We start from the raw sequence: 22,381 nt of genomic DNA, 5'->3' as shown, positions 1-22,381 counted from the left end.
CCCCAAGTACCCCAAACCGGAGGTAAATCTAGTGGGCCGGATAGCGGGCGTACCACCGGTCGTCACCCGGTGCGCTCCCGCCGAACTCCGCGAGCGCGTCGTCCGCCAGCCCGCCGATGACCTCGGCCAGCTCCAGCTTCGCGAGCCAGTCCGTGTTGAGTGCTTCCTCGCCGTACATCGCGCCGACGAGGTTTCCGCAGATCGACCCCGTCGAGTCGCTGTCACCGCTGTGGTTCACCGACGCGAGCAACGCGGCGTTCGCGTCCGTGGTGGTCAGCGCGACGTAGACGGACATCGAAAGCGCGGTTTCGCCGATGTTCCCCTGGCCGAGGGTTTCGAGCTTCTCCGGCGTCGGGGCACCTTCCTTCGCGAGGGCGAGTGCCTGGTCGAGAGCGACGCTCTGCTCCTCGTGCCCCTGGTACTTCTCCAGCTCGATACGTGCGGTCGCGACGGCGTCGAGCAGCGGTTTCCCGAGCAGCAGCTCGCGCACGATCACCGCGAAGGCACCCGACGAGAGATACCCGCTCGGGTGACCGTGCGTCAGCGCCGCGCTCTCGGCGCCGAGCCGGAACACCTCGGCGAGGTCGTCGGACCACAACGCGACCGGTGCCGCGCGCATGATCCCGCCGCAGCCCTTCGAGTTGTTCACCGGCTTGTCCATGCCGGCGCGCACGCCCGTCTTGCCGTACGCCTCCAGCTCGCTGAAGCAGGTGAGCCCGGGCGCGCGACGGCTGAACAGCTCGCGGTTGGTGATCAGCCAGCCGTCCGGTTCCGTGCTCGTGTCCTGCGGGCCGCGGGCCCGCTCCCACGAGACGCCCTGGGTGTGCAGCCAGCGCTGGTAGGCCAGTTGGAGCGACTGCTCGACCGGCACTGTCCCGTGGTGGGCTCTGATCAGGCCTTCGAGGGTGAAGAGCGTCATCTGGGTGTCGTCGGTGATCCGACCGACGCCGCCGTACGCGGGGATGAGGTCGGTGATCCCGGCGGGGCCGGCGATCTCGCGGATGCGGTCGATCGAGTCGAACTCGGTCTTCGCGCCGAGCGCGTCGCCGATCGCCCCGGCGAACAGGCTGCCGCGCAGCCGCGACCTGGTCGCCGGATGTTGAAGCCACTCGCGCATTGCTCTACTGATCTCCTCGTGGATACCGGTTCGCGTCCCAGCGCCGTCGCTCTTCGGGCTCGCGGGGCAGGCCGAAGCGGTTGAAGTAGTAATAGGCGTCGCCCGCCAGATTGTCGATGACGCCGAGGCCGGCGTACGCGGCGAGCCAGGCCTCCGGCAGTCCGGGCACGGTGAGCCGGGCGCCCACCATCGCTCCGGTCAACGCGGCCGTCACCGAACCGCCGCGAGCGGCCAGCGCCAGCGCCGCTTCGGCGTCGTATCCGCGCTTGGCGGCGGCGAACAGGGCCCGGCCGAGCACCGAAAGCGGCGTCCGGCCGTCGCCGATGCTGTCGAACTGCTCGACGTCATCGCCGTCGATGTCGTTCCGGAGGTCGAGCACGGTCTTGACCAGCTCGCCGACCTCGCCGCTGTACTCGTCGAAGCCTTCGAGGAAATTCGCGACCGCCGGTTCGCCGTTCTGGGCCGCGAGCTGGGCGCGGAACACGTTCACCAGCAGTTCGGCGCCGTGGACGACCTCGTGGCCGGCCGCGGAACCGACCAGTTCGCGGACCACCTTCATCGCGTAGAAGGTGCTGTCGGCGGGCCCCTGCACGCCACCGGTCACCGTCGCGGCCAGCGCTGTCGCCAGCATGGCCGAGAACTCGGCGGGTGCCGGTCCGGCGGACGCGGTGGCCTTGGCGACCCAGCCGTCCGGCCGTCCGCCCGCGGGCAGCGAGGCCGGGATCTCGGGTTTGTCCGGCGTCGGGTCCAGGCCGCGGATCACCGATTCGGTGTGGAACAGCAGCTGCCGGGTCAGGCCGCCGAGCGGCAAGCCGTCGGCGGGATCGGCGCCCGAGCCGAGTGCGTCTCCGAGCGCGAAGCCGACGTACGCGCCGAGAAGCCGCGGGTACGCGAAGCTGCCGACGGGGAGCGTCGGGTCGTAGAACTTCCCGAACGTCCAGGCGCTCGGACGCGGCTCACCGTTGTCGTAGTAATGCGTGACCAGCCCGTTCGCGAACAGGTCTTCGGGCAGTTCGGGCAGCGGACGGCCGTCGTATTTCGCCCGCGAGCGCTCGAACGACAGCGTCGAGGCCTGCGTGAAGAGGGTGAGCTCTTCGCCGCTCAGCGGGTAGCCGTTGTCCCGCGCCTGGTCGACGAGGCTCCGTAGGTTCGCGACGGCCGGAGTGTTGTACTCCCCGCTGAAGTAGGCGGGACGCCCGACGGATTCGGGGCGTTCGGTCCCGGCCGGGAGTTCGAGGTCGGCGACCTGCCGCAGCGTCTCCGGGTAGACGTTGAACGTCTCCGGACGCCCGGGGTTGACCAGCAGGCCGAGGCCCGGGGTGTCCTTGCCCCGGCGCAGGAGCACGCGGGGCTGGATCCGCTGCCACACCGTGTACTCGGACGGGACCTGGGCCTCGGAGGTGTACACGACGAAGCGCACGCCCGCGTCACCGAAGTCGCGGACCTGCAGGTGGCCGTCCTTCGCCGGGGCCAGCACGTCGAGGTCGAGCATCCAGTGGACGAACTCCTCCGGCGTGATCCACTCGACGCGGAGATAGCCGAGAAGCGTCTCGACCGGGCTTTCGGGCGCCGGGCGGCCGGAGAATCGAGGTCCGGGGCGGTGCTCCGGGTTCGCGCGGACCGCGCCGGTCGGCTCGCCGAGAAGCGTGTGCTGCTCCCAGCGCAGGATCGCCGCCTTCGGCACGGGCAGGCCGGGGACCGCGGCCGGATCGAACTCGGGATCGACGACTTCCGCCCACCGGGTGAACGCGTCCGGATCGTCGCCCGCCGCCGAAACGGCCATCAGCTCCAGGTCGAGGCGGATCTCGCCGCCGTCGTCCGGGACGAACGCGACCGGGCTGGGGAACAGGCCCGCGCCGGGGTCGGTGCCGTCGAGCCAGCCGACGGTGTTGTAGGTGACGTTCCAGCCGTCGGTCGCGCGCACGACGTACTCGCGGCGGACCCGCAGCGCGCCGGTCCCCTCCCCGCCTCGGTCCGTCAGCCATTCCTCGACGCGGCTGACGGCTTCCTCTTCGTTCATCGTCCCCATTTCGTTCACCAGCGCGGATACCGCTGGGACCAGCCGTCGACCTCGTGCAGCGCCGAGTGGCGGTCGAAGTGCCAGAACGCGTCCGTGGCGATGTTCTCCAGCAGGTAACGCAGTTCCAGCTGCTCGACCCACTTCTGCGGCAGCCCCGGGATACCGGTGCGGGCGCCGAGCAGGGCGCCCGCGATGGCGCCGGTGATCGCGCTGCGGCCCGAGTGGTTGACCGCCCGCAACAACGCCTGCTCCGGATAGTTCTCGAACCCGGACAGCGCCGCGAACGCGCGGCCCAGCACGGAAAGCGTGCCCTTGCCGTCGCCGATCAGCTCCGGGACCCGCAGGTCGGGCAGGCCGTGTTTGCCGAAGAACGGCACCGATTCCGCGACCATCGCCTTGAGATCCGCCCAGACCGGTCCCCGCTGGTGTGGGTTCTGGTCGTTGAAGATCTCACGCGAGGTGTTCCAGATCGGGTAGCTGAACGCCTCCGAGGTCAGCGCCGGTTCGAACAGCCAGGTCAGGTAGGTCGCCGCTTCGACGTCGACCTCGCCGGGATGCGTGACCGCGACGAGGTCGCGCACCGCCTGCCGGACGCCGCCGCTCATCGCGCTCCCCGGCCCGGCCGCGGTCATCGCCGCCGGCAGTGCCGCGACCAGCGCGTCCGGCCCGCTCATCGGCATCGCCGTCGGCGAGACGGTCGCCAGCGCGTGGTACGCGTTCAGTTCGGCGTCGTCGGGGGTGCGGCGGACGCGGAGCTCCGGCACCTTCACGAGCCAGCCGTCGGCGTTGTCCAGCGGCGCGCCCTGCGTGTGCAGCCAGCGCATCAGCGAGTTGCGGGCGACCGTGCCGAGCGCCTTTTCGGCGTCGCGGTTCTCCGGCTGCTCGCGATGCGGGCTGCGGATCACGGCCTCGGTGTAGAACAGCAGCCGCTGGGTGAGCGGCCCGACGCGACCGGGCAGGTCGAAGGCGACCGTCAGATCCGAGACGCCCTCGGGGCCGTACGTGTTGTGGATTTCGTCGAGCCGCATCCGGTCGACAGCCGCCCCGAGTGCCTCGCCCAGCGCGAAGCCCACGTACGCGCCCGTGACGCGCTGCCAGCCATAACGCGAGCTGGAACGGTCTCGGTCGAAGTACTTGCCGAAGGTGTCCAGACGCGGCTGGATCTGGCCTTCGTTGTCGTAGCCCGGCGCCAAGCCGTTCGCCCGAAGGTCGTTCGGCCGGGCGCGGGGCGGCTCCGGCTGCTTCAGCCGGGCCAGCCAAGACTGGCCGAGGACGGTCTTCTGACATTCCTCGGCGCTCAGCTCGAAGCCGCGACGGCGTGCCCGCTCGGCCGCGGCCAATGGCGGCTTCACCGGCTCGGACAGGCCCATCTTCGCGGCGGTTTCGGCGGCGAGGGTCTCCAGTTCCGGTTCCGCTTCCGGGCAGCGTTCGTTGACGTCGACACCCGGGCCCCGGCGGGGGAATCGCTGCGCGGTCTCGGCGAGCTCGGCGCCGCTGACGTCCTCGAACGTCGCGGGACCGCCGTTGATCACGAGGTTCGGCGGGCTCTCGTACCCGGCCAGGGTGGCGATGTCGACCTTCCAGTACCCGTGTTCGCGGGACGGGAGATTCCTGGTCGAGCTGAAGACGCGCAGCTCGGCGCGTTCCTCGTTGAAGTAGAACCGCTCCGTCTTGCCAGAGGCCAGATCGAGCGGGACGTAGACCTCGCAGCGCAGCAGCCCGATGAGCAGCTGTTCCCTGGTCAGCCAGCCGACGCTGGCGAACGACAGCAGCGTTTCGAGCTTGTTCTCCGGCTTCGGGTAACCGCGGCGGACCGGCCCGGCCTTGTACTCGGGGTTCTCCCGTTCCTCCCCGGTCTGCACGCCGTCCGCGTTGACCTTGACCCAGCCCGCGACGACCGCCGGCGGGACACCGAGGTCACCGAGACCGGACTTCGCGTACTCCGGGTCGACGACCTCGCGCCAGGCCTCCTGTCCGGGGAACGCGACCGGGACGCTGAGCCCGCCGGGCTGCGGATGCGCCTGGCGCAGCTCGCCGTCGGGTTCGCGGACGATCACCGACGGCGGCGGGAAGATCTCCTTCTCGGCGTGACCCTCGTCGAGGAAGGCGATCGTGTTGTAGGGGACCGACCAGCCCTCAGGGATGCGCAGGACCTTCTCGTGGTTCACGCGCAGGCCGGCGCCGCCCGGTTCGGACACGTCCGGACCGTGGACCGCGCGCAGCCACTCTTCGACCTTGGCTACCGCTTCCGCCGATTCCACCTACTCGATCCTCTCCAGGCTGCCGTCGGACACGTGCTCGGCGATGGTCCTCGGGAGCACGTAGGCCACCGCCCCACCAGGCATGTTCGCCCAAGGGACGGTGACACCGATGATCACGTGGAGCGGGCGTCGCAGCCGGTAGGTCCCACCGACGCGCTCCCGTTCCAGCGGCAGGGACGTCGTGGCGAACCGTACCCCTCCGTGGTGAACCAGATTGCCGGTTTCCTCGCCGAACCGCAGTACGACCGTACCGGCGACCATCCGGCTGACGCGCTTGTTGCGGAGCAAGGTGAGGGGAGGCTCACCCGGCGCCGCGTGCACCGGCCAGTCGGCGAGTTCCTTCGCCGTCTCCAGCGGCGTCTCGTGTCCGGCGGTCATCCGCGCCGGATGCAGCAGAACCGCGCCGAGAAGCTGATGCGACGCGTCTTCGAGCTTGTCGAAATACTTCGGCGAGACCGCGGCGCCGTCCGAGTAGGCCGCGACCTCCCAACCCTTCTCGGTGAAGTTGAGGCACCAGGCGCCGTCCGCGCGGTCGCCGATGCGGTAGGCCTCGGGCCAGACGGCGTGCTCGCCGAGCCTGCTGACCAGCACGACCAGGAGTTCTTCGTCGGTCAGCTCCGGATTCGGCGACGTCTCCAGCTCCGCGGCGATGTCGCCCTCGGTCTTCTTGACGTCGGAGCGGCCCGGTCTCGGCCTCGGCTTCCCGAGCAGATCCGCTTCCGCGGTCCGCCGCACCAGATGCTCGACATACGGCGGCTGGAACCGCTGGCCGCGGATGTGCGCGACCAGCTCCGGCTCCGGCGGGATCCCGTATTTCCGCAGGTAGTGCGGCACGGACGCGTGCCAGATCCAGGTGCCGTCGGTGTGGTAGCTCTCCGGGACGTCGCCGTCGGCCTCCGGATCGAAGATGTCCTTGCCGAGGCCGCTGCCGGACAGGATCGCCGGTTCGCGTTCGAGGTACTGCGCGACGAGCGGCGCTTCGGACTCGTCGAGCTCCGGTCTGTCCACCACCGGCGGCTCGCCCTCGGTGTACGCGTCGACGATCCGGGCGTGCCGGAACTCGACGCGCAACGGAAGCTGCGCGCGCAGCCGCCACCAGTCCGGCACGTGCTCGTCCTCGCGCGGGAACGCGGCCAGCTCGTCCGGGTACGCCGAAGACGGCGGTGCTTCGGTCCACGACGGCTCGTCGTCGAGGGTGAAGTCGAAGTCGAAGGTGCCGTCGGGCTTCAGCGTGAACCGCGACTGCAGCCAGGTCCCCCGGCCGGTCGTGTACATCCCCGTGCGGAGCTTGTCGAAGAGCTCGTTCAGCTCGGGCGCGGGCGCGACGTTGTGGCCCTCGAGTTCGGTGTGCTCCCCGATCTGCCGGAAATCGGCGACCGCGGCGTGGGCGGGGTCGGTGATCCCCGCCAGGATGAGCCTGCCGATCTGGACCAGCAGTCCGCGCTGGTGTTCCGGAGTGAGTTGTTCCACGTGAATCATCGCGCCCGGTTCGGGAAACGGGGCTCCGCGCGGAACGACGGCGGCTCACCGGCGGCGCGGCGGGCCAGCTCGTCCTCCCACATCTTGAAGGTGCGTTTGCGCAGCGACTTGATCAACGCCGATTCCTGCGGCTCCACGCGCCGGTTCTCGCTCTTGGCCTGCTGGTAGAGACCGTCGATGGTCTCGTACAGCGCGAAGATCGGACCGTCGCCCTTGAGCTCGTACGCGCGGGCTCGTTCGGTCTCCTGGACGAACTTCTCCTCGGGCACCTTGCTGATGTCCGAACTCGCCATCGCCCGCAGGACCTCGCGCACGTGCTCCGGCTTTTCGTCGAACTCGCCGGAGCTCAGGTTGAGGAGGTAACCCGTCAGGCCCCCGTCGGGAGTCGACTCGACGCGGTACGTCTTCCCGAAGTACGTGTAGAAGGACGGTGTCTGGATCACGTGCTCTCCTCCGGCGGCAGGCCCTTGCGGAGACCGGCCATGAACTTCTCCCGGACCCGGTCCATCAGCGCCGCTTCCAGCAGGGCCTGCTCCGGGGACAACCGCTTCTTGTTGTCCGCGTCCAGTGTCCGGTTGTACGTCGGGAAGTCGCGGCGGACCTCGTACAGGGCGTGTTCGTAGGCCGAGACGGTGTCGATATGCCTCAGGTGCAGCCGAAGTTCGGCGACGTGCCCGTTCGGCAGCCGGACGTTCATCTGCAGATCGCGGTACCCGCTGTCCTGCGGATTCGCGAACCGGTCGTCGAAGCTGACGATCCGGAGATCCGGATCGGCCATCACCGCGTTGAGCGCGTTGTAGACGTCGGCCAGCGTGTCGAACTGGATCTTCACGCCCACCAGGTCGGTGAGTTTCGACGCGTCGCCGTCGTAGCCCTCGATCTTCGCCTTCGCGCGGTCGTCGTCCTTCGGGCCGGGACGCCCCGAGGATTCGCCGTTGTTGTCGGCCGCGATCCGCTCGGCGATCCGGTTGAGATCACCCTGGTTCTGCGGCCACGCCGCCCGTTCGGCATCCAGGAACTCCTGGATCTTCGCGGTGTCGCCCTTGTCCGCGCGATCGAAGCCGGCGTGGTACTGATCGCCCGGTTCCACGTCGGCGGCGATATCCGCCGCCGCGTTCGCGAGGTCCCGCTGCTCCTGCGTCAGCGGGGTGTCGCCAGGACCGTCCTGGTGGACGTCGTCGATCATCTGGTGGCCGCGTTCCTCGACGTCACGCAGCGCGTCTTCGAGGATCGGGATGGCTTCCGGGTGCAGCAGCAGGCTGCCGATCGTCATCGGGTTGTTCAGCAGCGAAGCCCGCAGGTACGCGTTGTCGGGATGCTCCATCAGCCGGACGAGTTCCGGATGCGCGGGCAGGTGCTCGCGGATGAAGTCCCGCATCGGGCCGACGTCGTGCTTGACGCCGTTTTCGTCCTCGTGGACGGCCCGCTTCTTGTCCGGGTCGAGTCCGTCGACCGCGGCCGCGACCTCGGGATCGTTCAGGAACCGCTCGACGTCGGCCCGGCCTCCGTGCGACGGCTCGTCGGACGCCATGCCGTAGCCCGCGTCGCGCGGCGGCGTGACGATCGGACGGCCGTCCGGCCCGATCCGCGACGGCTGCACGTCGGGCGTGTCTTCCCTGGCGAACGCGATCCGCGGGTCCACCGCCGGCTGATCCGGCCGAGCGAACGCGATCCGCGGGTCGACGGGCCGCGTCGACGAGGTCTCCGTGTGCGTGGTGTGGCCGTCGGTGTGCTGCGCGGCCGGGCCCTCCGGGACACCGACGTGCATCAGCTTCATGCCCAGCGGCGGATGCGGCAGGTTCATCAGCGCGCCCGACTGCGGGTCGAGGAACGCGACGCCGTCACGCGTGTTCGCGACCATCGCGACGTGCCCGCGTTCGACGCCGTTCTCGTCGAGGTACTTCACCGCGACGACCGCGTGGTGATCGGTCGGCATGCCCCGCATCTCGCGGATGACGGCGTCGTAGTCGGCGCGGTCGGAGAACTGTCCGCCGAACCGCTCTTCGACGTGTTCCAGCGTGCCGCGGCTGTCCATCTCGTGCACGAGCAGCGGATCGGCGGTCGAATCGATGCCGTTCAGCCGGTCCATGTACGCGCCCGGCGTGCGGGTGCAGTTGGAGCGGTAGCCGTTCGCCAGCGCGTCGGGATCGTTGAAATGCGGGTTGACCTCGTCGAGCCGCGGATGCCGGTCGGCGATGTACGCGGCCTGCTGCTCGGGGCTCGCCGAACCGGCGTGGATCGCCGGCTCGCTCGGCGGGTTGGTCGCGACCGCCATCGACGAGTAGTCGCGCTCCGGGACCGGCAGTTCGGCCGTGTCGTCGGTGGCGGAGTGGTCCTGAGCGGGCTGCTCGCCGTACTCGGGTCCCTTGTCGGCGTCCGCGACCCCGTGCTCCGCCGGGTTTTCCGCGGTGAGATGCGGAGTCTGCGGCTCGTCGAAGCCACCGAGGCGCGCCATCGACTGCGCCTGGGCGAGGCGGGCGAGTTCCGGTGCCTCCGCGGCGTGCCGGGCCCGCCGCTCGTCCATCTTCTGCTTGGCGGTCTCGGGGTCGAGGTAACGCGGGTCGCCGGGAGTGACCTCTTCGGCGTGGATGACCCACTTCGGCCGGTCGACCAGCGGCGGAGTCTTGAACTCCTTGCTGTGCACGTAAAGCTGCGTGGCCGGCTTGTTGATGGCCTCGTGCTCGCCGGGGTTCTCGGCGAGCGACGAGACGTCCTTGCCCGTCTTCGAGACGATGTGGATCTCGACGTCCTGGCCGAATTTCGACTTCGTGTCCGGCGACGTCTTGATCGTGGAGCTGGTCATCGTGGGCTCGGGGACGGTCTGCCCCGGCTCGTAGTGCGCCGCCATGATCGCGGCGGCCTGCATGTCGCCCTTGGTGTCGATGCCGCGGATGGCCTCGCCGTGGAAGTCCGGCAGCTCGTTGAGCGCGCCGACGATCGCCCGGGTGCTGCGCTGGGCGTTTTCGAAGTCGGGGTGCGACTCGCCACGACGGTTCGCTTCGTTGATCGCGTAGGCGTGTTCGCGCGAGTACGAGTAGATCGCTTCGGCCGCTTCGGGCGAGACGCGATCCTTCAGCGGGCTCGCTTCGAGACGCCTCAGCGCCTTTTCGCGGGCCTGCTCGGCGAGGTCGGTGGAGTCGTAGCGGTCACGGAGGCTCTTGTGATCCTCAGGCGTGCCACGGAAGTTCTCGTCGCCGAGGTAACTCTCGTCGAGTCGCGCCGGCGTCTCTTCCGGACCCTTGAGCCGCTCGGCGATGTCGACCTCGGTCTTGGGCGCCTGCTCCTGGACCGGGGTTTCGGCTTCGCCGCTCTTGTCGGTGTGGGTGGTTTCCGGTGCTTCCGGCGAGTGGACGTGCGGGGCGTCGCCGCCGCCCATCGGCATCGCCTTGATCGACGTCGGATCGTCGGGCAGCGTCGCGAGCCGCCCGGTCATCGGATCGGCGAAGACCACGCCGTGCGGCGTGTTCACCGCGGCGACGATGCGCGTTTCGATCCGGTCCTTGGACCGCGGCGAGCCTTCCGGCGCGTTCGGATCGGCGGGGGCGTGATGCTCGAACGCCACCGCGGTCCGCGCGCCGACCGGACGTTCGCCCAGCTCACGGGCGACGTCGGCGAAACCGTTGCGATCCGACCACTGCCCGCCGAGCCGGTCGCTGACGTGCTGCAGCGGCGAGCCACCCGTCGACGGTCCGGCGACGGCGTCGCCACCTTCCATCCGGTTCTCGAACGCGACCAGCGCCTCGGCCGAGTTCGTCTGGTAGCCGTCCTTCCAGGATTCGGGCGCGTAGTAGTTGCGGGTGTTGGCCTCGCCGATCGCCGGAAGCTCGTCCATGACCAGCCGGAGCTGCTGGTGCGGCGTCTCGGTCGAACCGGCGTGGATGACCGGCGTCCCGCCCTCTTCGAGCGGCTTCGCCAGCTCGGACCAGCCACCGTCGGGAGCGTGCTCCCTCGGCGGCTTGGGGAGCTCCCGGACCGGGGCGTCGGTGACGTCGGTCCAGCCACCCTTGCCGTCGGCCAGCTTGGTTTCGAGCCCGGCGAGACCCTGGCCCTGGAAGAGCTCCGGGTGCTCGCGGCGCAGCTGGGCTTCCTGGTCGGCGGCTTCCTGCGCCAGCCGCTCCTGCACGGCGTTGTTGTAGTCGCGCCGCTCGGCGACCTTCTGGTGGACCTCGTCCGGGCTCAGATGGCCGTCGTCACCGGGGACGACCTCTTCGCATTCGACGATCCATTTCGGCAGGTCGTTCGGCGAACCGTCGTCCAGCCGCTTTTTGTAGTCGGGGTGTTCGGGATGCCCCGGGCCCATCTTGACGTCGGTGACGCGCAGCTGCGTCGCCGACTTCATCAGCACTTCGCGTTCGTCCTTTTTGGACGCGAGGTCTTCGATGTGGCGGCCGGTCTTCGACTGGATGCGCATCTCGACTTCGCCCGGGAAGGTGCTGCGCGGATGGTCCGGCGTGACCCGCGACGTGCTCAGCATCTGCGGGTCGACCATGACCTGGCCCTTGGCGTGCGCTTCGAGGAAGGCCCGGATCGCGCTCTCGTTGCCGTTGAAGTTCACCCGCCGCGAGACGAGACCCTCGTAGGCGGGCATCTCGTTGAGGCCGGAGGTGATCGCCTCGATATGCGGCCGGAGCGCGTCCAGCTCCGGACCGCCGTGGCGCTGGGCGTGCGTGATCCGCTCGGCCATGTCGGTGCGCGTGTAGCTGTGCACCGCGTACGCGCCCTGATCCGACATCTGCTTGACGCGCGGATCTTCGTGGGCGTCGCGTTTGGCGAGACCTTCGCGGCGGACCTGCTCGCTCCGCGCTTCCCCGGTGTCCTTGTCGAAACCGCGTTTGTCGATCTGCGTCTCGGCGAGCGCGCGGTAGGCGGCGGGATCGTCCGTGTGGAAATCCGGGTCGGTCAGGTACGGCTCGTCGACAGTGGCCCTGTCGTCGGGCGTGGGCGCTTCGGTGTCCTTCGGCGCGTCGACGTCGTTGGGTGCGTCGGCGTCCTTGGGCGTGTCGGCGTCCTTGGGGCTCTCGACGTCCTTCGGCGTCTCGGTGTCCTTGGGGACTTCCGTGTCCTTGGGGGCCTCGACGTCCTTCGGCGCCTGGGTGTCCTTCGGGAGCTCGGTGTCCTTGGGCGCGTTGGCGCCGTGGTCCTGAGGCACCTGCTGCGGCGCGTGCTCCACCGGCCGCACCGGCGGCTGCTGCTGCGGCGGACGCTGCGGCTGCTGGGGACCTGCGTTCCCGTCGTGGCCGGGGCGCGGGGCCGGGACCTGCGGCGGACGTTGCGGACCACCGAAACGCGGCGGCTCGGCGCCGGGCGGCATCGGCCGTCCGGGCTGCTGTCCGGGACGTCCCGGCTGACCGGGGTGGTGCCCGGGCGGAGGCGGCGGCATCGGGCCGCGGTTGCCGGGGAACGGACCGTTGCCCGGGTGCTGGGGTCGCGGCGGAGGCGGCGGGTAGCCCCCGGGACCGCGGTTGCCCGGAGGCGGACCGGGCGGAGGCGTCTGCGGGCGCGGCGGAACCCCGCCGTTCGGCCCCGGACCGGGCCTGCCCTGGTAACCCTGTGGCGGCCGCGGCGGGCCGGGCGGTGGTGGCGGCTGTGGCGGTTGCTGAGGACGCTGACGCGGCCCACGATCCTGCGGATGTCCACCCTGACCAGGGGGTGGCGGCTGCGGCCCGGTCGGCCGCGGACCCATCGGGCCCTGCTGTCCTCGGTGCGGCATCGGTCCGCCGCCACCACCCGGAGGCGGCGGCGGAGGCGGCGCGAACCCACCCGGAGGCGGCGGCTGCATCGGCTGCTGGCCCTGGAAGGGCATCGGCGCGGGCGGCTGGTCGAACCGCAGCTGCTGCGGTCCGCCGTTCCCGGCGAGACCCGCGGCCTGGACGCCGTCGTTCGGCCGGGGAGGCCGGGAGGGATCGTGTCCGCCGGGCGGGAAACCACCGGGCGCGGGCCCGTTGCCCGGCGGGTTGCCGCCGGGCGCCATGCCGTAGCCACCCGACGGAGCGGACGAGCCGGACGCCATCCCGTAGCCGCCGGAACTCGACGGCGCGCCCGAGGAAGCGGCGGGCGGCATCGCGCTGGACTGCGACGGGCTCGGCGAAGGGCTGTGTGACGGACTGTGCGACGGACTCGGTGCCGGACTGGACGCCGGTCCTTGTGCCGGACTGGACGCGGGTCCTTGCGACGACGAGCTCGGTGCCGGGCTCGAAGCCGGCGTCTGGGCAGGGCTCGCCGCCGGAGCCTGTGCCGGAGCCTGCGACTGGGCGGCGGGTGCCTGCTGCTGGTTCCCCGCCGCGGCCTGCTGCTGTTGTTGCTGTTGACCGGATCCGTTGTCCGCGACCGGTGCGTTCTGGTGGGTCTGTGCCGCCCGCTGACCGTCGCCGGTGTCCGCCGGACGTTCCGGAGCCTGCGTCGAGGACTGGCTGACCCGGTCGCCGTCGGCCGCTCGCTGGGGCTGCGGATCGGCGGACGAACTCCGCGGTGAAGGATCACTGTCCGAAGTGGACCGTGGCGCCGGGTCCGACGAAGAGTCCGACCGCGACGAGGAATCCGGAGAAGAATCCGAGTCCGACCGCGAAGAAGCGGAGTCCGACGAAGAAGAGTCCGATCGCGAAGAAGAACCGGAATCCGAAGAACCCGGCGTACGCGAAGGCGTCCCGGAATCCCCCGAATCCACATCCGGCGTCGAAGGCCCGTCACCCGCCGCGGGGCCGGGCGTGTTCGCGGCCTTGATGTCGCCGATCTGGCTCTTGGCCCCGTCGACACCGCCGCCGACCGCTCCGCCGGACGCGCCCATCAGCACGTCCTTGGCCGAAAGCTTGTCCAGGTCACCGGTGACGGCGGCCTGCCCGACCGTGCTGGCGACGCCTTCGGCCGCTCCGCGCACGGCACCCCGCGCCGCGCTGTCGACGATCTGGCCGCCGACGCTGTCGGAAAGTCCCTTGGTGGCGCCCTTGCCGATACTGCTGCTGCCCGCGCCGACCACGCCGTCGACGGCGCCGCTGATCGCGGAATCCTTGGTCTTGCTGAAATCCCAGCTGTCGCGGTCGCCCTTGGCCATCTGCAGGCCCTGGATCCCCGCGTCCATGGCGAGGTTCATCGCCGTGTTCTGCAGGACCTCTTTACCGATCTTCTTCAGGCCCTCCTTGAGAAGTTTCTCCAGGAGTTCCTTCGCGACCTTCTTGAAGCCTTCCTGCGCGAGCTTCTGCATCAGCTGGCGGAAGATCATCTGGACGGTCATGCGGGTGGCGATCTGCGCCGGTGCGATCCCGGCCGTCGAACCGCCGAACGTCACCGCCGCGGCCGCGATCATCGCGACGATCTGGGCGGCGAGGATCACCAGCGAGATGATGATCATGTACTTCGTGTACTCGACGTCCAGCGCGGTCGCGTTGCACGAGTCGCCGAGCGCCTTCGAAGAATCGGCGAGCGACTTGAAGTACGCCTCGTCGCCTTCGACGAACTTCTTCCAGGCTTCGGCGAACTTCTCCGCGCCCTGACCGCTCCAGCCGCCGAGGACCTCGGTGGCGCCCTTGGTCGCGGTGTCGGCGATCGGCTGGATCGCCTTCGAGGCGTTGTGCCAGGCGTCGCGCAGTTCGCGGAGCTTGTCCTCGTCGCCTTCGGGCCAGCTTTCTCCGACGACGATCGGCAAGAGCCACTTGACCGCGTCGGGCATCTCCATACCCACGGCGCTAGACCTTCTTGTCCAGCGTCGACTTGATCTCTTCCTCGGCGTTCGTGAACGCGGTCATCGACCGTTCGACGTTGTGCTGCATACCCCGCAGCGCCTCGACGATGTTCGCGAACCCCTCGGACGAGCCCTGCGCGCCCGGTTCGTAGTCCTTCGCGAACTCCTTGCCCGCGTCGTCATTGCCCCAGCACTGGCCGAGCGAGTTCATCGCGGCCAGCAGTTCCTTGCCCGCCTCGTCCAGCTGGTCCGCGGCGATTCCCAATTTGGCCGCGGCCGACTTCACCGCATCCGGATCCGCGGTGAATCCGGCTCCGCCCCCACCGTTCGGCATCAGACTCCCCTGGTCAGCCAGCTCGAAGGCGGCTCTTCCTCATCGTCGTCCTGCTGACGCACCCGTTTCGGAACCGGTTTCGGCGTCGGCGGCGCGGGTGGGGCGGCCGGTGGCGGAGGAGGCGGCGGCGTGTCGTCCTTGATCATCAGCGGGGCGTCGAAGTCTTCGTCGGACTTCGCCGGCTCCTCTTCCTCTTCGGCCGCGAGGAAGTCGGGGATCGCCGGCATCAGCCCCTGGAGCGACGGCGCGCCTTCGATGAGGTCCGAGAGGTCCGGCAGCCCTTCGGTGATCGGGGCCATCAGCTCGGCGACCTGCTGCTTGACCTGCAGCGATCCCTGGCGGACCAGGGTCAGCACGGTGTTGGCCAGCTGCGCGGGGTTGGTGCGCTCGAAGGCGTTCGGCTGGATCTCGAGTTTGGCGAGGGTGCCGGTCGCGTCGATGGTGGCGCGGACGAGGCCGTCCTGCGAGACCACCGTCGCCGAGGTCTGCGAAGCGGCTTCCTGCGCGTCCCGGAGCTGGGCCGTCTGGCGCTCGAACTGTTCGAGCAGCGTGTCGACCTGGTCCTTCATGGCGGCATTGCGCGCTTCGAGGCGTGCGCTGTCGTCGCCGGCCGTCGTCACTTGAGCCCCCGCTAGTGCTGGATCCCGGGCATACGCCACCCGGTGTCGGTAAGCGTCACCCTAATGCCAACGCCCGCGTCATATCACCGGATCTGGTGTTTTCGCCCGGCGAGGAGATGACCGGCGGCTCCCGCCAGGTAGAGGACGGTCGCCGTGACGAGCAGCCCCGGCGAGCGTCCGTCGGCCGGGATCACCGTCGCGGCCAGTGAGACCGCGACGACCTGGGTGATGTTGAAGAGCGTGTCGTAGAGCGCGAAAACCCGTCCCCTGGCTTCGTCGGCGACGTCGAGTTGCACCGAGGAATCGACGCAGAGTTTCAGCACCTGCCCGGCGCCGGTCACCAGGAACGCCGCGAGCAACGCGGTGGGGATCGCCATCGGCAGGCCGAGCGCGGACTGCGCGACCGCCGCCAGCACCAGCGCCCCCACCACGACGCGGACCCTGCCGATCCGCTTGATCAGCCAGGCGGTCAGCAGCCCGGCGACGAGGATCCCGGCACCGGCGAACGCCGCCATCTCGCCCAGCCCGGTCATCCCGGCGGCGAAATGGTTGCGCATCAGCAGCACGGTCACCAGCAGCGAGATCCCGTACGACGCGCGATGGGCGAACAGCGCGACGAACCCGGCCGTGACGCTGGGCGTGCGCCAGGCCGCCTTCGCGCCGTCGGCCAGGCCGCGGGCGACGGCGAGGGCCGGGTTCGACGGCTCGTCGACCGTCGACGGCCCGAGCAGCCCGCGGGCGAATCCGGCGGCGAGGACGGCGGCGCCGATCCCGCCCAGCGCGGCGACGGCGGTGACCCAGGCGGAACCGGCGTCGTCCGCACCGGTCAGCGCCCGCAGGCCGATCGCGCAGCCGCCTCCGACGACGGCGAGCACCGAACCCCAGGTGGCCGCGAAGGCGTTCGCGGCGACCACGGACTTTTCTTCGACGACATGGGGAAGCGACGCGGACAGACCCGAACCGATGAACCGCGAAATGCCTTCGGACGCCAGCGCGAGGGAGAAGAGCCCGATCCCGGCCACGCCCGTGCCCACGGCGACGGCCGTCGCGAGGATGGTGGCCGACCGCAGCAGGCTCGCGAAGATCAGGACCTTCCGGCGGTCCCAACGGTCGAGCAGGGCGCCCGCGAACGGGCCGACGATCGAGTACGGCAGCAGCAACGCCGCGAATCCGCCCGCCATGCCGAGCGCGTCGGCGGCGCGTTCGGGGTTGAAGAGGACGGCGCCGGCCAGCCCGGCCTGGTACATGCCGTTGCCCCAGTGCGCGGAAAACCGCGTGAACAGCAGTCGGAGGAAGTCACGGTCGCGGACGAACGCCCTGGTGGGCGCCGTGGCGGTGGTCGTCACGGCACCAGCCTATTGAAGGTGGCCGATGCGCTTTGAGGTCGCCTCTCGGCGGCTATGCGCAGTGTGGCTCCAGCCGGACGGTATTCCACAAAGGCGGTTCTTCAGTGAGCCCGGGGGACACGGAAAGCGCACCGACCGTTGTGTCCAACGGTGCTCGTGATGCTGTTGTTCCCAGAGCCGGACGATTTGTCCCCGCTCGAAGTGGGATCATGGCGGACGTGCCAGCGGACGCCGAGGTCGAACCGGGAACGCTCCTGGTCGCCGCCCCCACGATGTTCGATCCCAACTTCCGGCGAACCGTCGTGTTCGTCATCGATCACCGGGACGAGGGAACGCTCGGCGTCGTGCTCAACCGGCCGAGTGACGTGCCGGTGTACGACGTGCTCCCCAACTGGGGCGGGCACGTCGCCGAGCCGCAGTCGGTGTTCGTCGGCGGCCCGGTCGAGAAGAAGACCGCGTTGTGCCTGGCCGCGTTGCGGACCGGGGAGACGGCGTCGAGCGTGCCCGGTGTGATCGCCGTCCGCGGTCCGGTCGCGCTGGTCGACCTCGACACCGATCCCGAGATCCTGGTGCCGAAGGTCCGCGGTGTGCGGGTGTTCGCCGGGTACGCGGGCTGGGATTCCGGCCAGCTGGCGAACGAGATCGAACGCGACGACTGGGTGATCGTCCCGGCGTTGCCCAGCGACGTCCTCGCCTCGCCGCACCACGATCTGTGGGGCCAGGTGCTGCGGCGTCAGGGCATCCCGCTGGCGTTGCTGGCCACCCACCCGGGAGACCTGCAGCGCAATTAGGCGGTGGCGGTGTCGGCCTTCTTGAAGACGCCGCAGGTGCCGCACGCGCAGCCACTGCAGCCGGCGGGCCGCTCCGGTTCGGGCTCCGGCACCGTCGCGGCGGCGCGGTTGCCGAGCACTCCCCCGGCCGCGACCAGCGCGACCATCCCGACCACACCCACGAACGAGGCGAGCAGCAGCCCGAACGTCGTCGGCATGACCAGCGCGGCGATCCCCGCGAGGACGGCGATCACGCCGCCGGTCAGCGTCGGGACCCCGGCGACCTTGTTGCCGAGGCGGAAGGCCTCTTCGCTGCGCATCGTGGCGGCGGTGCGCACGCCGGCGCCGCGGTCACGCGGCAGCTTCTCGCGCAGGCCGAGGAACCCACCCCAGCCGACGAGGACACCCAGCACGATCGGGACCAGCGCTATGACGAACACTCCACGAGGATAAGCGTGACGTCCCGGCAACCTGCCGGATACCCTGATCGACTGTGCTACAGGCCATGTCACGCCGAGCTCTTTCCGCAGCCCTGATCGGGGCCGTTCCCCTCACCCTGATGGCCGCACCGGCCGCCGAAGCGGGTCACCGTCCGCTTCGCCTGATCGGGGAACAGATCGTCCCGAACGCCCTGCCCTACGAGGGCACCGTCGTCGGCGGCCTGTCCAGCATCGACTACGACCCCCGCACCGGCGAGTACGCGCTGATCTGCGACGACCGTTCCGCCATCAACCCCGCGCGCTTCTACACGGCGAAGTTCTCCCTCGACGCCAAGGGCCTCGGCCCGGTGACCTTCACCGGCACCAAGCCGCTCCTGCGTCCCGACGGCACGCCGTACCCGCCGCTCGCGAAGAACGACCCCGCGCAGCCGCCGAACATGCAGACCATCGACCCCGAAGAGCTGCGCGTCGACCCCTGGACGGGCCGGTACGTCTGGTCGCAGGAGGGCGAGCGGTCGGCCGCGGCCCGGATCGACCCGTCGATCCGCGAGGCGGAGCGCGACGGCTCCTACACCCGTGACCTGCCGATTCCCGCCAACGAGAAGATGGCCGAGACGGCAGGACCGCGGCAGAACCTCGCCCTCGAAGGCCTCACCTTCGCGGGCTTCGGGTCTCTGGTCGCCAGTTCGGTCGAGGGCCCGCTGCTCCAGGACGGCCCGGAGGCGAACACCACGTCGGGCGCCCTTTCGCGGATCACCGTCCAGTCGCGGTTCGGGCCGGTCCTCGCGCAGTACGCGTACCCGCAGGAGAAGGTCTTCGCGTCGCCGAACCCGCCCGGCGCGTTCGCGACCACCGGCATCTCGTCGCTGCTGGCCGTCGACCAGGCCGACCCGACGCGCTACCTGGTGATGGAGCGGTCGTTCGTAACCGGCGTCGGCAACAAGATCCGCATCTACGAAATCGACACCAAGGGCGCCACGAACGTCCTCAATACGCCCTCCCTCGCCGACGCGAAGAAGGTCAAGCCGGTCAAGAAACGCCTGCTGGCGGACCTGGCGGACTTCGAACTGTCCACGGTGGACAACGTCGAGGGCATGACCTGGGGCCCGCGTCTCCCGAACGGGGAGCGCAGCCTGGTCCTGGTCAGTGACAACAACTTCTCCGCGACCCAGGTGACCCAGTTCATCGCTCTGGCGGTCCCCTCGGAACGCCTTTGACCTGGGCGTTAAACTGGCCTCATGAACACGGCTCGGCTGCTCCTTGGCCTGCCGCGCTGAACTCGGTCGAACGGCCGGGACCAGCGCGGCGACCCCTCATGCCCTCCGGGCTGAGGGGTCGAGTTGTTTCTGGAGTGGCTTGACGTGGATGAGCACGGAGGATTTCGGCGATGAACCAGGCGAGCGAAGGCGCCGACGCGGCCCCTCAGCACCGCTACACCGCGGAGCTGGCGGGCCAGATCGAGCAGCGTTGGCAGGACTACTGGTCCGACCACGGCACCTACCACGCACCGAACCCGGTGGGCCCGCTCGCGGACGAGAACGGTGAGGTCCCGTCGGACAAGCTGTTCGTCCAGGACATGTTCCCGTACCCGTCGGGCGCCGGCCTGCACGTCGGGCACCCGCTGGGCTTCATCGCGACCGACGTCTTCGCGCGGTATCACCGCATGATCGGCCGCAACGTGCTGCACACGATGGGCTTCGACGCCTTCGGCCTGCCCGCCGAGCAGTACGCCGTGCGCACCGGGCAGCACCCGGCCAAGACCACGGACGAGAACATCACGACGTACCTGCGTCAGCTGCGCGCCCTGGGACTGGGCCACGACGACCGGCGCCGGATCCGCACCACCGATCCGGAGTACTACCGCTGGACCCAGTGGATCTTCCTGCAGATCTTCAACTCCTGGTACGACGAGAAGGCGGGCAAGGCCCGGCCCATCGTCGAGCTGGAGACCGAGTACGCGCAGGACAAGCGCCGGACGCCCGACGGCCGCAACTGGTGCGAGCTGACCCGCGCCGAGCAGCTGGAGATCATCGACACGCACCGCCTGGTCTACATCTCCGAGGCGCCGGTGAACTGGTGCCCCGGCCTGGGCACGGTGCTGTCGAACGAAGAGGTCACCTCCGACGGCCGCAGCGAACGCGGCAACTTCCCGGTGTTCCGCCGCAATCTGCGGCAGTGGATGATGCGGATCACCGCCTACGCCGACCGCCTGGTCGACGACCTGGACCTGCTGGACTGGCCGGAGAAGGTCAAGTCCATGCAGCGCAACTGGATCGGCCGCTCGCACGGCGCACAGGTCAAGTTCGCGGCGGGCGATCAGGAGATCGAGGTCTTCACCACCCGTCCGGACACGCTGTTCGGGGCGACCTACGTCGTCGTCGCGCCGGAGAACCCGCTGGTCGAGAAGCTGACCGCGGCGACGTGGCCCGAAGGCGTCGACGCCCGGTGGACCGGCGGCGCCGCGACCCCCGCCGAGGCGATCGCCGCGTATCGCGAGGCCGCTTCCCGGAAGTCCGAATTGGACCGTCAGGAGAGCAAGGAGAAGACCGGCGTCTTCACCGGCTCCTACGCGGTGAATCCGGCTGACGGCAAGGAGATCCCGGTCTTCGTCGCCGACTACGTCCTGATGGGCTACGGCACCGGCGCGATCATGGCCGTCCCCGGCCAGGACACCCGTGACTGGGAGTTCGCCGAGAAGTTCGGCCTGGAGATCATCCGCACGGTCCAGCCGACGGAAGGCTTCGACGGCAAGGCGTTCACCGGCGACGGGCCTGCGATCAACTCGGGCTTCCTGGACGGCATGGGCGTCGACGAGGCCAAGAAGACGATGATCGGCTGGCTGGAGGAGCACGGCCACGGCCGCGGCACCGTCCAGTACAAGCTGCGCGACTGGCTGTTCTCGCGCCAGCGCTACTGGGGCGAGCCGTTCCCGGTCGTCTACGACGAGGACGGCCAGGTCCACGCGCTGCCGGACAGCATGCTGCCGATCGAACTGCCCGAGGTCGCCGACTACTCGCCGGTGACCTTCGACCCGGAGGACAAGGACAGCACGCCGTCCTCGCCGCTGGCGCGCGCCACCGAGTGGGTCGAGGTCGAACTGGATCTGGGCGACGGCAAGAAGACCTACCGTCGTGACATCAACACGATGCCGAACTGGGCGGGCTCCTGCTGGTACCAGCTGCGGTACCTGGACCCGACGAACTCCGAAGCCTTGGTCGCGCCGGAGAACGAGGCGTACTGGGTCGGCCCGCGCCCCGCCGAGCACGGCGTCGAAGACCCGGGCGGCACCGACCTGTACGTCGGCGGCGTCGAGCACGCGGTGCTGCACCTGCTGTACTCGCGGTTCTGGCACAAGGTGCTGTTCGACCTGGGCCACGTGTCGTCCAAGGAGCCGTACCGGAAGCTGTTCAACCAGGGTTACGTGCAGGCGTACGCGTACACCGATTCCCGCGGGTTCTACGTGCCGGCCGAAGACGTCGTGGAGAAGGACGGGAAGTTCTTCTACCAGGACGAAGAGGTCAAGCAGGAATACGGGAAGATGGGGAAGACGCAGCGCAACGTCGTCACCCCGGACGAGATGTGCGCGACCTACGGCGCCGACACCTTCCGTTTCTACGAGATGTCGATGGGCCCGCTGGACGTGTCGCGGCCGTGGGCGACCAAGGACGTCGTCGGGGCGCAGCGGTTCCTGCAGCGTCTGTGGCGCCTGGTCGTCAACGAAGAGACCGGAGAACTGCGTGTGTCCACAGTGGACGCCACGGACGCCGATCGCAAGCAGCTGCACAAGGTGATCGCCGGGGTCCGCGAAGACTACGCGGAACTGCGGTTCAACACGGCCGGCGCGAAGCTGATCGAGCTGAACAACCACGTCACCAAGGTCTACGGCGGCGCCGAGGCGACTCCGCGCGAGCTGGTGGAGCCGCTGGTGCTGATGCTGGCGCCGCTGGCCCCGCACCTGGCCGAGGAGCTGTGGAAGCGCCTGGGCCACGCGGATTCCCTGGTGCACGGGCCGTTCCCGGTCGTCGACGAGAAGTACCTGGTCGAGGATTCCGTGGAGTACCCGATCCAGGTCAACGGCAAGGTGCGTTCCCGCGTCACCGTGCCCGCCGACGCGGGCAAGGACGCCGTGCAGGCGGCCGCGCTGGCCGACGAGAAGGTCGCCGCGCTGGTCGGCGACGGCACCCCGCGCAAGGTGATCGTCGTGCCGGGGCGCTTGGTCAACATCGTCCTGTAGCACCGTGGCCGAAAGACGCCAGCGTCGAGGGTCGTGCGGCGATTCGATGGAGTTGTTCAAGGACAACGAAATCGAACGGAGAACA

The 22,381-nt window shown here is 69.7% G+C and carries 13 protein-coding genes; 3 read left to right on the top strand and 10 right to left on the bottom strand.

Annotated elements, in window-relative coordinates:
- Positions 1–28: 28 nt before the first annotated feature.
- The 9 genes from AB8M46_RS11445 to AB8M46_RS11405 form a co-directional block, all read right to left on the bottom strand.
- Positions 29–1,117, bottom strand: a complete 1,089-nt coding sequence (locus AB8M46_RS11445; protein WP_037334028.1) for an ADP-ribosylglycohydrolase family protein — start codon at positions 1,115–1,117, stop codon at positions 29–31.
- A 4-nt stretch (positions 1,118–1,121) separates the two neighbouring features.
- A complete protein-coding gene (locus AB8M46_RS11440) occupies positions 1,122–3,146 on the bottom strand; it encodes a YrhB domain-containing protein (protein ID WP_394360250.1) in 2,025 nt (674 codons plus the stop codon).
- Positions 3,147–3,151: 5 nt separating this feature from the next.
- Positions 3,152–5,398, bottom strand: a complete 2,247-nt coding sequence (locus AB8M46_RS11435; RefSeq protein WP_378422057.1) for an ADP-ribosylglycohydrolase family protein — start codon at positions 5,396–5,398, stop codon at positions 3,152–3,154.
- Positions 5,399–6,868 carry a TNT domain-containing protein gene (locus AB8M46_RS11430; protein WP_394360249.1) on the bottom strand — a complete coding sequence of 490 codons (1,470 nt, stop codon included), beginning with the start codon at positions 6,866–6,868 and terminating at the stop codon, positions 5,399–5,401.
- Positions 6,869–6,873: 5 nt separating this feature from the next.
- Positions 6,874–7,320, bottom strand: a complete 447-nt coding sequence (locus AB8M46_RS11425) for a hypothetical protein (protein ID WP_037334040.1) — start codon at positions 7,318–7,320, stop codon at positions 6,874–6,876.
- A complete protein-coding gene (locus AB8M46_RS11420) occupies positions 7,317–14,546 on the bottom strand; it encodes a toxin glutamine deamidase domain-containing protein (protein ID WP_394360884.1) in 7,230 nt (2,409 codons plus the stop codon). Before AB8M46_RS11420 ends, AB8M46_RS11425 begins: the two co-directional genes overlap by 4 nt.
- 10 nt (positions 14,547–14,556) lie before the next feature.
- Positions 14,557–14,886 (bottom strand): WXG100 family type VII secretion target, encoded by a 330-nt coding sequence (locus AB8M46_RS11415; RefSeq protein ID WP_037334042.1) that lies wholly within the window; start codon positions 14,884–14,886, stop codon positions 14,557–14,559.
- Positions 14,886–15,506 carry a YbaB/EbfC family nucleoid-associated protein gene (locus AB8M46_RS11410; RefSeq protein WP_360120954.1) on the bottom strand — a complete coding sequence of 207 codons (621 nt, stop codon included), beginning with the start codon at positions 15,504–15,506 and terminating at the stop codon, positions 14,886–14,888. Before AB8M46_RS11410 ends, AB8M46_RS11415 begins: the two co-directional genes overlap by 1 nt.
- 83 nt (positions 15,507–15,589) lie before the next feature.
- On the bottom strand, positions 15,590–16,852 hold the full coding sequence (locus AB8M46_RS11405) for an MFS transporter (protein ID WP_394360248.1): 1,263 nt from the start codon (positions 16,850–16,852) through the stop codon (positions 15,590–15,592).
- 209 nt (positions 16,853–17,061) lie between these two features.
- Between AB8M46_RS11405 and AB8M46_RS11400 the strand changes: the two genes are divergently transcribed.
- Positions 17,062–17,643 (top strand): YqgE/AlgH family protein, encoded by a 582-nt coding sequence (locus AB8M46_RS11400; RefSeq protein WP_007032276.1) that lies wholly within the window; start codon positions 17,062–17,064, stop codon positions 17,641–17,643.
- Here the strand turns inward: AB8M46_RS11400 and AB8M46_RS11395 are convergent.
- Positions 17,640–18,062 carry an SdpI family protein gene (locus AB8M46_RS11395; RefSeq protein WP_125731337.1) on the bottom strand — a complete coding sequence of 141 codons (423 nt, stop codon included), beginning with the start codon at positions 18,060–18,062 and terminating at the stop codon, positions 17,640–17,642. The two genes, AB8M46_RS11400 and AB8M46_RS11395, sit on opposite strands and share 4 nt — an antisense overlap.
- 65 nt (positions 18,063–18,127) lie before the next feature.
- Between AB8M46_RS11395 and AB8M46_RS11390 the strand changes: the two genes are divergently transcribed.
- Positions 18,128–19,279 carry an esterase-like activity of phytase family protein gene (locus AB8M46_RS11390; RefSeq protein WP_394360247.1) on the top strand — a complete coding sequence of 384 codons (1,152 nt, stop codon included), beginning with the start codon at positions 18,128–18,130 and terminating at the stop codon, positions 19,277–19,279.
- Between the two features lie 170 nt (positions 19,280–19,449).
- Positions 19,450–22,296 carry a leucine--tRNA ligase gene (leuS, locus tag AB8M46_RS11385; protein ID WP_125731334.1) on the top strand — a complete coding sequence of 949 codons (2,847 nt, stop codon included), beginning with the start codon at positions 19,450–19,452 and terminating at the stop codon, positions 22,294–22,296.
- The last annotated feature ends 85 nt before the right edge of the window (positions 22,297–22,381 follow it).

The organism is Amycolatopsis sp. SB7-3 (genome assembly GCF_041021335.1).
GTDB classification, from domain to species: Bacteria; Actinomycetota; Actinomycetes; order Mycobacteriales; family Pseudonocardiaceae; genus Amycolatopsis; species Amycolatopsis japonica.
This window is presented reverse-complemented; position numbering and strand designations above follow the sequence as displayed.

Bases quoted from the DNA above. Each gene is read 5' to 3' on its own strand.
- AB8M46_RS11445 (WP_037334028.1), bottom strand. From the start codon at position 1,117: ATGCGCGAGTGGCTTCAACATCCGGCGACCAGGTCGCGGCTGCGCGGC.
- AB8M46_RS11440 (WP_394360250.1), bottom strand. From the start codon at position 3,146: ATGGGGACGATGAACGAAGAGGAAGCCGTCAGCCGCGTCGAGGAATGG.
- AB8M46_RS11420 (WP_394360884.1), bottom strand. From the start codon at position 14,546: ATGGAGATGCCCGACGCGGTCAAGTGGCTCTTGCCGATCGTCGTCGGA.
- AB8M46_RS11415 (WP_037334042.1), bottom strand. From the start codon at position 14,886: ATGCCGAACGGTGGGGGCGGAGCCGGATTCACCGCGGATCCGGATGCG.
- AB8M46_RS11400 (WP_007032276.1), top strand. From the start codon at position 17,062: ATGGCGGACGTGCCAGCGGACGCCGAGGTCGAACCGGGAACGCTCCTG.
- AB8M46_RS11390 (WP_394360247.1), top strand. From the start codon at position 18,128: ATGTCACGCCGAGCTCTTTCCGCAGCCCTGATCGGGGCCGTTCCCCTC.
- leuS (WP_125731334.1), top strand. From the start codon at position 19,450: ATGAACCAGGCGAGCGAAGGCGCCGACGCGGCCCCTCAGCACCGCTAC.